Source organism: Kitasatospora sp. NPDC094019, assembly GCF_044764505.1.
Lineage (GTDB): Bacteria > Actinomycetota > Actinomycetes > Streptomycetales > Streptomycetaceae > Kitasatospora.
On the sequence record NZ_JBIWIF010000015.1, the window covers coordinates 1 to 11,123 of the forward strand.

The following is an 11,123-nucleotide window of genomic DNA, read 5'->3' on the forward strand; positions in this document are numbered from 1 at the left end:
TGTGGGGTGTGCGCCGCCCGCCGGCGGGGGGCGGTTAATCCGGGGTTGCCCGGCCGCCGTCCGTCGGTCGTCAGGTGCCTTCGGGCGGGCGGCGCGCCAGGAGGACGAACTCCGTCCCCGGACGGTCCGGCGCGCCCCGGACCTCCGTCACGAGGAACCCCCGCGCCAGCAGCCCGGCCTCGACCTCCTCCCGCTCCCGGAGCCGCAGCGTCGAGTCCCAGGGCGTGTTCGCACATTCGCGTCGTGGCCCCGGCGGGAACGCGCAGACACGCCCTGGGTCAGCACCTCACCGTCGGCGGCGAGGACATAGGTCCACCGGAACGTCACCAGTGGCCCGTCCACGTCGATCAGCCGGACCCGGCGCACCCGCCCGGCGCCCGGCTTGGTCCGGGCCGCGTCGAGCGACGCCGAGGCCGGATCGACGCGGCCGGCCTCGACGCCGGGGTCGGCCAGGAGGAGCGCGAACACCCCGGTGCCGCAGCCGATGTCCAGCACCCGGCGGGCGCCCAGCTCCCCGGCCAGCCGGAGGCAGGGGTCGAGGGCGCCCCGGTCGGGGTCGAGCGGGTCGTACACCGGGGCGAGCCGCGGGTGCCCGAAGCGTTCGTCGGCCATGCGGGCGACCGTAGGCCGGGGCGGGCCCCGGCGGCCACCGGTTTCACCCACCCCTGGCAGGGGCCGCCCCGCAGCCCCCGGCGGGGGGACGACGGCAGCGAGCAAGATCGGCCATGGTGGGCATGATCCGGCCAAGCCACAAAAATCCCCCACTTGTTCGGAACTCGAACCGGGCTGTCCCCGACTGCTGTACCGGACGCCGCCGCCGAGGTGGTGTCCGGACAGCACGGGGGAACGGAGGATGACCCATGGCAGCGCAGCAGTCGCCCGCCACCAGTACGTCGGGTGACGGCCCGGTCCGGTCGGAGGACCGGTGGAGCCTGGTCTTCGCCGCAGGGCTGATCTCCTTCGTCGCGATGCTCGACATGAACGTGGTCAACCTCGCGCTCACCGACATCGCGGACGCCCTCGACGTCTCCCCGACCACCGCCCAGTGGGCCGTCCTCGGCTACCAGCTCCCCCTGGTGGCCCTGTTGCTGCCCGCCGGCCGGTGGCTGGACCAGGTCGGCCTGCGCGCCGCCCTGCTGCTGTCGGTCGCCTGCTTCGCGCTCTGCAGCGCCCTGGCCGCCGTCGCCCCCTGGGCGAGCTGGCTGATCGCCGCCCGCCTCGCCCAAGGGGCTTTCGGGGCCGTGCTGTTCGTGCTGATGCCGGTCCTCGCGGCCACCGCCGTCCGCCCCGAACTGCGCGGCCGCGCGATGAGCGTGCCCGCCACACTGGGCCCGCTGGGCGCCGTCACCGGCCCGGTCATCGGCGGCCTGCTGCTCGACCACGTCGGCTGGCGGGCGATCTTCCTGGTCAAGCTGCCGATCTGCCTGGCCGCCTGGCTGATCGCCCGCAAGGACCTCCCGCGCGGCGGCAAGCAACTGCGGCTGCCCGACCGGGCCTCGCTCGGGGACGCCGCGCTGATCGGCTCGGCGGTCGCCGCCGTGCTGCTCGGCCTCACCCTGGCCCCGGACGCGCCGCTCTGGCTGCTGCTCACCCTGCCCTCCGTGCCGCTGGTGCTGTTCTGGCTGCGCCGCCCCGGCGGGCGGCCGGTCGCGAGCGTGCTCCGCGCCTCCGGCACCGCCGCCGTCAACGGCTCGGTGCTGGCCCTCGCCGCCGGCTTCGCCGCCAACCACTACCTGCTCGCCCAGTACCTGCGCCGCGACGACGGCGAGAGCGCCACCAGCACCGCGCTCACCATGCTGGCGTTCCCGCTCGGCATGGTGGTGGCCGGCCGCTTCGGCGGGCGGCTCGCCGACCGTTGGGGCGCCCGTCCGACGGCGCTGACCGGCGCCGCCGTGACCGCGTTCGGCCTGCTGCTGCTCGTCCCGGTCGACACCGACTGGTCCGCGGTCGACATCGCCTGGCGGCTCGCGGTCGCCGGCGTGGGCATGGGCCTCAACGGCGGGCCGGTCCAGGCCCTGGTGATGAGCTCCGCCCCGCCGGACCAGCTCGCCACCGCCGGCTCGGCCGTCCAGCTCGCCCGCAGCCTCGGCTTCGCGCTCGGCCCCGCCCTGGGCACCGCCGCGGCTCTCTACGGCACCACCGAGGTCGCCGGCATCCGGGCCGGGCTCACGCTCGCCGGGACCGCCGCCGCCCTCGCCGTCGGACTCCTGACCCTGCACCACCGCAACAACCGCACCAAGGACGCCGCCGCCGGCGGCAGCACCGGCAGCGGGAGCACCACCGGAACAGACCGGACGATCCGCAGCCGCGTGTGACCGACCGACACACCTCCCCCTACGCACGGCAGATCCTTACCGGAGGAACAACCGCAATGACCGACACCGTCCACGACCCGACCGCGGCGGGCGAGACGCCCGACGGGCCGCGCTGCCCGTTCGGGTACGACGAACTCCCCGATCCGGTACCGCTGTTCGGACCGGAGTACAAGAGCGATCCCTATCCGCTGTACCAGCGGATGCGGGCCGCCGGCCCGGTCCACCGGGTGACGTTCCCGAGCGGCGTCGGCGCCTGGCTGGTCACCGGCTACAAGGCCGCCCACGCGGCGCTCAACGACCCCCGGCTCGGCAAGAACCACGCCCTGGGCAACGAGGACTGGCGCAAGCTCGCCTCGATCATGCCGGAGCCGCAGCACTCCCAGCTCCAGGTGCACCTGCTGCACCAGGACCCGCCGAAGCACACGACGATGCGCAAGCTCGTCCTGGACGCCTTCGCGCCGCGCCGGGTGGAGTCACTGCGCCCGCGCATCCAGGAGCTGGCCGACGCCCTGATCGACGAACTCCCGCCCACCGCCCCGGCCGGCGGCACCGACCTGGTCGAGGGCTTCGCGGCCCACTTCCCGTTCCGGGTGCTGGCCACCGTGATCGGCCTGCCCCAGGAACTCGCGGTGCGCTTCGACCGCGACTGGGGCAAGGTGGTGCAACCGGTCGGCCCGCAGGACCCGGGCCGACCGGCGTACGAGGGCCGGCTGCACGGCCTCCAGGGCTACATCGCCGACGTGGTCGCGCACAAGCGCGCCACCTACGACCCCACCGGGCCCGACGTGGACCTGCTCGGCCGACTCGTCGCCGCCTGCGACGCCGGCGAGTTGAGCCCCGAGGAGCTCGCCTCCATGGTGTTCCAGCTGCTGGTCGCCGGCCAGGAGCCGGTCACCAACCAGATCACCACGATGCTGATCACCCTGCTGCGCCACCCGGACCAGCTCGCCCGGCTGCGCGCGAGCCTCGACCCGGACAAGCCCGTCTCCGAGCCGGGCCTGCTCACCCGGGCGATCGAGGAACTCCTGCGCTACGACGGCGCGTTCGAACTCACCACCTGGCGGTTCTTCGGAGCCGACAGCGACCTGCACGGCACCACCGTGCCGGCCGGGGACTCGGTGATCGTCTCGCTCGGCGCCGCCAACCGCGACGAGGAGCAGTTCCCGGACACCGACGTCCTGGACTTCGACCGCTCCCCCAACGCCCACCTGGCCTTCGGCCACGGCATCCACTTCTGTCCCGGGGCCGCCCTGGCCCGGGCCGAACTCCAGATCGCCATCGGCACCCTGCTCACCCGGCTGCCCGGGCTGCGCCCGTCCGTCGCCGACGGCGAGGAGATCGACTCGCTCGCCTGGGTGCCCGCCGTCCTCGCCCGAGGGGTGAACCGGCTCCCGGTCGCCTACGACCGGCGGCACTGACCGCTCGCGAGGACCCACCGACGCGTCTCCCCGCATCCACCGCAGCGTCCCGGCGAACACCGCCGGGGCGTGGCTCCGCCTGCCCGAAGCCCGTACACCGTTCCGTGGAGGACCAGCATGCCGCCCGCCGGCACCACCGTCACCAGTAACTCCCAGGCCGACAGCAACGAGAGCACCGGCACCGCCCACACCGCCCCGGACCAGCAGACCGTGGCCCGGCTCTCCGCCGAGATCCTCGACCTGCTGCTCCCGCACCGCCGCGCGTCCGACCCGGACGTCGACGCCCTCCCCGCCGACTTCCCGCTCCAGCTGGAGCAGCTGGCGGACTTCATCACCGCCGGGGACCCGATCCTGTTCACCCTGCCCGGCTTCCCGTGCAAGTCGCCCAACCTCGCCAAGGTGCTGGGCCACCTGCCCGACGAGGGCGAGCGGCTGTCGCTCACCTTCCTCAACCGGCTCGCCGAGGAGATCGGCAAGCTCTACGAGCCCGGCGCCAAGATCCTGATCTGCTCCGACGGTCACATCTTCGGCGACCTCATCCACGTCCCGGACGACCACATCGACCAGTACTCCGACGAGTTGACCGCGATGATCGAGCGCGAGGGCCTGACCAACCTCGACACCTTCGACCTGCGGGCCGTGCTCGGCGACCTGCCCTTCGACGAGAAGCGCGCCCGGGTGCACGCCCAGTACGCGCCGACCAAGGAGGAGCTGCGCGAGCAGGTGCTGACCGACGAGGAGACCGCCAAGCTCTATCGCGGCATCACCCGCTTCCTCACCGAGGACACCTTCGGCTGGACCGGCACCAAGTCCGCCCTCCAGAAGGACTGCCGCCAGCGCGCCTACGGCGTCATCCAGCGCAGCCGCGCCTGGGGCGACCTGATCGCCGAGCAGCACCCCCGCTCGTTCCGGCTCTCCATCCACCCGCAGAAGATCGGCGTGCTGAAGTTCGGCATCCGGCTGCTGGAGCACACGGACATGTGGATGACCCCGTGGCACTCCTCGGTGCTGCACCGTCCGGACGGCGAGTGGGAGCTGATCCGCAGCGCGGAGGCGGAGAAGGTCGGCCGGCTGGTCGAGCGCAACGGCCGCCCGAGCCACTACGAGACCTCCTGACGTTCGACGGAGACGGAGGCCGGGGTGGGGAGACCGGTGGGGGCGGGGACGGTGACCTCGGTCACCGCTTTCACCACTGCCCCCGATGCCACCGGCGTCACCGAGGGCGGGGCGATCACGCCTGCCCTCGTACCCGCGGCGCTCCCCGCCCCCCTGCCCGACGGCGGCGCGACCGGACCCGGCACCCCCGGGTCCGGCGCGCCGACCGGCGCGCGGTGGTCGAACGCGATCAACGGGTCCCCCGTCAGCGGGTGGTCGATCACCGCCGCCCGCACCCCGAACACCTCGGCGAGCAACTCCGGGGTCAGCACCTCCCTGGGCTCCCCGGACGCGACCAGCGTGCCCCGGTGCAGCACGTGCAGCCGGTCGCACACCGAGGCCGCCGCGTTCAGGTCGTGCAGCGCGACCAGGGTGGTACGGCGCTGCTCCCGCAGCAGCGCCAACAGCTCCACCTGGTGCCGGACGTCCAGGTGATTGGTCGGCTCGTCCAGCACCAGGACGTCGGGCTGCTGCGCCAACGCCCTCGCCAGCAGCACCCGTTGCCGCTCCCCGCCGGAGAGCTGGGCGAACCGCCGGTCCGGCGCGTGCGCCATCCCGACCCGGCTCAGCGCCTCCGCCACCAGCCGGTCGTCCTCGGCGTCGTCCTTGGCGAACGCCCGCTTGTACGGGGTCCGGCCCATCGCGACCACCTCGCGCACGGTCAACTCGAAGTCGCCGCCGCGCTCCTGGGGCAACGCCCCGATGTGCCGGGCCGACTGCGCCGGGCTCAGCTCCGACAACTCCCGCCCGGCCAGCAGCACCCGCCCGGCGCTCGGCTTCAGATGCCGGTAGACGGTGCGCAGCAGACTGGACTTGCCGCTGCCGTTGGGACCGACCAGGCCGGCGATCTCGCCCTCCTTGGCGACCAGGTGGACCCCGGCCACCACCGTCCGCCCGGCGAGGGCGACACTCAGGTCTTCGACGGCGATTCTCAATTCCGCTCCAGTCGTCGGTCGAGCAGGTAGAGCAGGGTGGGCGCGCCGAGCAGCGCGGTGACCACGCCGATCGGCACCTCCTGGCCGTCCAGCGCGATCCGGGCGATCAGGTCGACGACGACCAGCAGCACCGCGCCGGTGAGGGCGGACAGCGGCAGCAGTCGCCGGTGGTCGCCCCCGACCAGCAGCCGGCACACGTGCGGCACCATCAGGCCGACGAAACCGATCGCGCCGGACACGGCGACCAGCACCCCGGTGAGCACACTGGTGACGGCGAAGATCTCACGGCGCAGCCGGACCACGTCGACCCCGAGGCCGGCCGCCGTCTCGTCGCCCATCAGCATGGCGTTCAGCGCCCGGGCGCGGCCCTGGAGCAGCACCAGCCCGAGGACCACCGCGGCGGCGGGGACGGCGAGTTGGCTCCAGGTGGCGCCGCTGAGGCTGCCCATCAGCCAGAACAGCACACCCCGGGTCTGCTGCTCGTCACCGGTCTGGAGCACGAGATAGCTGGTCAGGCCGGTGAGGAACTGGCCGATGCCGATACCGGCCAGCACCAGGCGCAGCGGGGAGAAGCCGCCGCCGCGCCGGGCCAGCAGCCACACCAGGGAGAACGCGGCCAGCGCGCCGAGGAAGGCCGCCACCGAGACGGTCAGTCCGGCGATCCCGCCGATGCTCAGCGACAGTCCCATGCCCGTACCGAGCACGATCACGCCCACCGCCCCGAGCGAGGCCCCCGAGGAGATTCCGAGCAGGTACGGGTCGGCGAGCGGGTTGCGGACCAGGGCCTGTACCGCGGTGCCGACCAGGCCGAGCCCGGCCCCGACCGCCGCCGCCAGCAGCGCGCGCGGGACCCGCAGTTGCCAGACGATGAGGTCGCGGGTGCCCGCCGCCGGGTGCTGTCCGGTGAGCCGGCGGCCCACCACCGACCACACCTCGCCGGGCGGGATGTCCACCGAGCCGAGCGAGACCGCGGCGGTCAGCGCGAGCACCAGGGCGGCGGTGAGCAGCGCCGCGAGCGGCCCGGGGCGCAGCGCCCGGACCCGGCGACGGCGCCGGGCGCCGGGGGCGGCCGGGCCGGCGTCGGTGCCGGAACCGGCCTCCGCGGCGTCGATGGTGGTGGCGGCGCGGGCCACGGCCTACTGCCCGTTCTTGACGAGCGTCGGGTGGACGGTCGCGGCGATCTGCCGCACGGTGTCGGCGTTGCGGATCCCCGCGATCGTGGTGACCTCGGAGCCGATCCGCAGGAAGTGCCCCTCCTGCACGGCCTTCAGCCCCTGCGTCGCCGGGAAGCCCTTGAGGAACGCCTCGGCCTCGTCGAATGCCTTCCGGTTGGCGTCCTCACTGCCCCGGTTGCGCACCGCGAGCTGGATCCAGTCCGGGTTCTTCGCCACCACGTCCTCCCAGGAGACGGGCCGGAAGTCGGCGTCGCAGTCGGAGAACACGTTCCGCGCGCCGGCCAGGGTGATCACCGCGTTGGCGATCTGCTTGCCACAGACGGCCATCGGTTGCTTTGTACCGGCGTCGAAGTCGAAGAGGAAGTACCCGGGACGCTGCGCCTCCGGTACGCCCGCGGTCGCGTTCTTGACCTCGGTGACCCGCTGGTCCATCGCGGTGACCAACTCCTCCGCGCGGGCCGCCGTCCCGGTGACCGCGCCCAGGCGGCGGACGTCCTCCGCCACCGCGGCCAGGTCGGTGCGCGGCCCCGGGGCGGCGGCGGGACCACTGGCGCAGGCCGTGGAGAGCAGCAGCACGTGCTGGATGCCGACGGCCTTGAGCTCCTCCTCGGTCGGCCCGGCCCCCGCCGCGCCCATCATCGGCATCGGCCCGAAGGTGTCCACGTAGAGGTCGGCGCCGGAGCCGAGCAGCTTCTCCTTGGGGATCAGGGTGTCACCGAGCACCGGCACCTTGGCGCCCTGCTCGGCGACGGCGGCCGGCAGGCTGCCCTTGCCGGGCGGGAACCCGGTCCCGATGACGCGGTCCCCGGCCCCGAGCTGGAGCAGCATCTCCAGACCCGCCGCGTCGGTGGTGACGATCCGCTTCGGCGCCTTCTCGACCACGGTCCCCTTGCCCGCGCAGTCGACCACCTTGACCGGGAAAGCGCCGGCGGCGGACGCCTGTGCGCTCCCGCCGCCGTTCGTGCCGTCCCCGCTCCCGTCACCACCGCTGGTACATGCCGTGGCGAACAGGGCGACGGCGGCCGCGATACCGCAGAAGACGCGAGGGCGCATCAGAAACTCTCCTGGTCAATGGTCGTGCTCGGGCTCGTCCTGTGAACCCGGACCAGGTAGTCGGTCACTGTGCCCGGCCGGTTCCCGGAACTTTGCCCTCCCGGCCACGGGAAGGGGAGCTACGGTAACGCGATGGGCTTCCATTCGACAGGTGGTGCGGCGCGGGACGGGACGGCCGGTCCCGTCGTCGACGATCTCGGGCTGGCCGTTCCGCTGCCCGCGGCGGGGGCGGTGCGGCGGGTGGTGTCGCTGGTCCCCTCGCTGACCGAGGCCGTGGCCGCCACCGCGCCCGGGCTGCTCGTCGGCGCCACCGACTGGTGCAGCCACCCCGCCGACCTGGCCGTCCCCCGGATCGGCGGCACCAAGAACCCCGACCCGGCCCGGATCACCGCCCTCGCCCCGGACCTCGTGATCGCCAACGAGGAGGAGAACCGCCGGCCCGACCTCGACGCGCTGCGGGCGGCCGGACTGCCCGTCTGGGTCACCGACATCCGCACCCTCGACCAGGCGTTCCGCTCCCTGGACCGGCTGCTCACCGTCGCCTGCGCTCTGCCCCGCCCGGCCTGGCTGGACGCCGCCGAAGCCGCCTGGGCCGAGGTCCGGCCCGGCCCCGGCCCGGCCCGCCGGGCGGTCGTGCCGATCTGGCGCCGCCCGTGGATGGTGCTCGGCCACGACACCTTCGCCGGCGACCTGCTGCGCCGCCTGGGCCTGAGCCTCCCGCACGCCGAGGACCCGGCCCGGCCGGAGCGCTACCCCGCCGTCCCCCTGCCCGACCTCCTCGCCGCCCGCCCCGACCTGGTGGTGCTGCCCGACGAGCCCTATCGCTTCACCGCCGGCGACGGCCCGGAGTCCTTCCCGGGCGTCCCGGCCGCGCTGGTGAGCGGGCGCCACCTCACCTGGTACGGGCCGTCACTGGTGGAGGCTCCGGCGGTCCTGGCGGAGCAGCTGGCACGGGCGCTGCCCGGCGGGACTCCTCGGCCGGGCGCCGGCGCTCCCGGGTGAGGAGGCGGGGCCGTCCGAGGGTTCAGGGCGGGGTGACGGCCGCCTCGTCCAGGGTGAGGGTGCGGGCGGTGGCGTCGACGGTGGCGCGGACGCCGAGCGGCAGCGGCAGATTGGGCCCGGCATGGCCGAGCTCCACCTGACCGAGCACCGGGAGCGGCCGGTCGCCGAGCACGTCGAACACGACCTCGCGCAGCGACGGCGCCGGGCCGTCCTCCGCGCAACCGGCGGCGGTGACCCGGTGCGGCACCCCGACCACCATCGCCGCGATCCGGTCGAACACCCCCGACAGCCGGAGCAGGTGCAGGTCCTGCCAGACCGCCGACAACGGGCGGTCCACCTCCTCCCAGAACAGCACCGCGCCGTCGAAGCGTTCGGCCGCGAGCGCGAACGGCGTCGCCTGGAGCGCGGCCAACCGGCCGAGCAGGCCGCCGATCAGCGGCCCGGTGGCCCGGCCGGGCGACCAGCACTCCCGGCCGCCGACCGCGCCCGGCCGCAGGCGGAGTTCGGGCAGCGGGCCGAGTGGCGCGGGGTCGGTGAGGGCGCGGCGGTAGAGGTCCGCGAGGACGTCCGTGCCGTGGACGGCGGGTGCGGCGGGTCCGGCGTGGACGGCGGGTCCGGTCCGGTCCGTGTGCCAGGAGCCGCCGAATCCGTAGGTCGCCATGTCGCCGTGCACGCCGACGAGGCCGGTCCGCGCGTGCAGGGCCAGCAGGAGCAGGGAAACATCACTGCATCCCAGCACCGGCTTGGGATCGGCGCGAACGGCGTCGAGGTCCAGCCGGTCCAGCCAACCGACGGTCGCCTGCCCTCCGGTGTGCGCGACGATCGCCCGGACCTCCCGGTCCCGCAGCAACCGGTTGAACTCCTCGGCCTGTTCCGCCGGCGTTCCGGCCGCCCACCAACGGCGCCGCCCCGGCTCCGTGAGCGGTGCGCGGCGGACCCGGAAGCCCATCGCCGTGAGGGTGGCGACACCGCGCTCCAGCAGCCGCACCGCGTCGTGCTCCAGCGGGCCGGCGGGCGCCGCGACCGCGACGACGTCCCCCGGCGCGAGGGCACGGGGGCGCAGGACGTCTGTCACGGGCGGGCTCCACTCGGTCAGGGCTGGTCCGGATCTCCAAGTCTTGAGATCGAACACCCGTTCGGCAAGTGGTTTTCCGGGTCCGGCACCGGCGCGGACACGGAACGGCCCGGCGGACGCGGTCGGTGAACCGCGCCCGCCGGGCCGTCGGCCGGTCCGTCAGCCGCGCGCGGCGGTGACGGCGGCGCCGAGCGCCTCCTTGATGCGGGGGCCGAGGCGGGCGAATCCCAACTCCTTCATGGCCGCGCGGAGCAGTTCCTCGTCGCTCCGCCCGACCCCGTCGCCGTCGATCCACCGCACGATCGCGAGCAACTCCTCGGCCGGGTACGCGGTCACCGGGCGCCCCGGCGTGAAGTCCGGCTTCGCCGGGCGTCCGGCGGGGGCGGCTTCGGGCTCGGTCGCGATCTCGGTGGCGATCTCGGTGGCAGGCTCCTCGACGACGGTCGGGGCCTCCGCCTCCGGCTCGGCGTCGGCGGCGGACTCGGTGACAGCTGCCTCGACAGCCTCGACCTCGACCTCGGGCTCGGCTTCGACCTCGGGCTCGGGCTCGGGCTCGACCTCGACCTCGACCTCGACCTCGACCTCGGCTTCGGCTTCGACCTCGGGCTCGGGCTCGGCTTCGACCTCGACGGTCGCCTCGGGGGCGACCTCCGCGACCTCCGCGACCTCCGCGACCTCCGCGACCTCCGCGACCTCCGCGACCTCCGCGACCTCCGCGACCTCCGCGACCTCCGCGACCGGAGCCTCGGTGGTGTCGATCGGCTCGACGATGGTCGGCTCGACGACCGGCTCCAGGGCCTCGACGACGGGCTCGACCTCCGGCGCGGGCGCGACGACAGCCTCGGCCTCGGCCTCGACGACCGGCTCCAGGGCCTCCTCCACCACAGTCGCCTCGACCACGGCCTCGACCTCGGGCTCCGCCTCAGGCGCGGCCACGGCCTCGGCCTCAACCGTCGCCACAACGGCACTCTCGGGCTCGACCTCGACGACCGGCT

Annotated in this window: 7 protein-coding genes and 3 pseudogenes; 4 read left to right on the forward strand and 6 right to left on the reverse strand. The window is 74.5% G+C overall.

Going from position 1 to position 11,123, the window contains the following annotated elements; genetic code table 11:
• Window positions 1-70: 70 nt before the first annotated feature.
• Window positions 71-612: pseudogene (locus ACIQ9P_RS28430) on the reverse strand (SAM-dependent methyltransferase).
• A gap of 248 nt (window positions 613-860) precedes the next feature.
• On the opposite strand from ACIQ9P_RS28430, the gene ACIQ9P_RS28435 reads away from it, so the two are divergent.
• The 3 genes from ACIQ9P_RS28435 to ACIQ9P_RS28445 all read left to right on the forward strand — a co-directional run bounded on the left by ACIQ9P_RS28435 (window position 861) and on the right by ACIQ9P_RS28445 (window position 4,849).
• Window positions 861-2,315 carry an MFS transporter gene (locus ACIQ9P_RS28435; protein WP_402362069.1) on the forward strand — a complete coding sequence of 485 codons (1,455 nt, stop codon included), beginning with the start codon at window positions 861-863 and terminating at the stop codon, window positions 2,313-2,315.
• Between the two features lie 56 nt (window positions 2,316-2,371).
• Window positions 2,372-3,733 (forward strand): cytochrome P450, encoded by a 1,362-nt coding sequence (locus ACIQ9P_RS28440; protein ID WP_402362072.1) that lies wholly within the window; start codon window positions 2,372-2,374, stop codon window positions 3,731-3,733.
• Window positions 3,734-3,850: 117 nt separating this feature from the next.
• Window positions 3,851-4,849, forward strand: coding sequence for an L-tyrosine/L-tryptophan isonitrile synthase family protein (locus ACIQ9P_RS28445; protein ID WP_402362075.1), 999 nt, complete (start codon window positions 3,851-3,853; stop codon window positions 4,847-4,849).
• Window positions 4,850-5,040: 191 nt separating this feature from the next.
• Here ACIQ9P_RS28445 and ACIQ9P_RS28450 read toward each other — a convergent pair.
• The 3 genes and pseudogenes from ACIQ9P_RS28450 to ACIQ9P_RS28460 form a co-directional block, all read right to left on the reverse strand.
• A pseudogene (locus ACIQ9P_RS28450) lies at window positions 5,041-5,823 on the reverse strand (ABC transporter ATP-binding protein); the annotation flags it as partial.
• On the reverse strand, window positions 5,820-6,854 hold the full coding sequence (locus ACIQ9P_RS28455) for a FecCD family ABC transporter permease (RefSeq protein WP_402362532.1): 1,035 nt from the start codon (window positions 6,852-6,854) through the stop codon (window positions 5,820-5,822). The pseudogene ACIQ9P_RS28450 and the gene ACIQ9P_RS28455, both read right to left, overlap by 4 nt.
• Window positions 6,855-6,959: 105 nt before the next feature.
• Window positions 6,960-8,051 (reverse strand): ABC transporter substrate-binding protein, encoded by a 1,092-nt coding sequence (locus tag ACIQ9P_RS28460; protein ID WP_402362078.1) that lies wholly within the window; start codon window positions 8,049-8,051, stop codon window positions 6,960-6,962.
• Between the two features lie 132 nt (window positions 8,052-8,183).
• Here ACIQ9P_RS28460 and ACIQ9P_RS28465 point away from each other — a divergent pair, with 132 nt between their 5' ends.
• Window positions 8,184-9,053, forward strand: coding sequence for a helical backbone metal receptor (locus ACIQ9P_RS28465; protein ID WP_402362080.1), 870 nt, complete (start codon window positions 8,184-8,186; stop codon window positions 9,051-9,053).
• A gap of 22 nt (window positions 9,054-9,075) precedes the next feature.
• On the opposite strand, the gene ACIQ9P_RS28470 is transcribed toward ACIQ9P_RS28465, so the two are convergent.
• The gene (locus ACIQ9P_RS28470) at window positions 9,076-10,128 is read right to left on the reverse strand and encodes an LD-carboxypeptidase (RefSeq protein WP_402362083.1); all 1,053 of its coding nucleotides are present in this window, start codon (window positions 10,126-10,128) and stop codon (window positions 9,076-9,078) included.
• A gap of 159 nt (window positions 10,129-10,287) precedes the next feature.
• Window positions 10,288-11,123, reverse strand: a pseudogene (locus ACIQ9P_RS28475) (hypothetical protein); the annotation flags it as partial.

Coding starts and splice junctions, on each gene's coding strand:
- ACIQ9P_RS28435 (WP_402362069.1), top strand. CDS start 861: ATGGCAGCGCAGCAGTCGCCCGCCACCAGTACGTCGGGTGACGGCCCG.
- ACIQ9P_RS28440 (WP_402362072.1), top strand. CDS start 2,372: ATGACCGACACCGTCCACGACCCGACCGCGGCGGGCGAGACGCCCGAC.
- ACIQ9P_RS28445 (WP_402362075.1), top strand. CDS start 3,851: ATGCCGCCCGCCGGCACCACCGTCACCAGTAACTCCCAGGCCGACAGC.
- ACIQ9P_RS28460 (WP_402362078.1), bottom strand. CDS start 8,051: ATGCGCCCTCGCGTCTTCTGCGGTATCGCGGCCGCCGTCGCCCTGTTC.
- ACIQ9P_RS28465 (WP_402362080.1), top strand. CDS start 8,184: ATGGGCTTCCATTCGACAGGTGGTGCGGCGCGGGACGGGACGGCCGGT.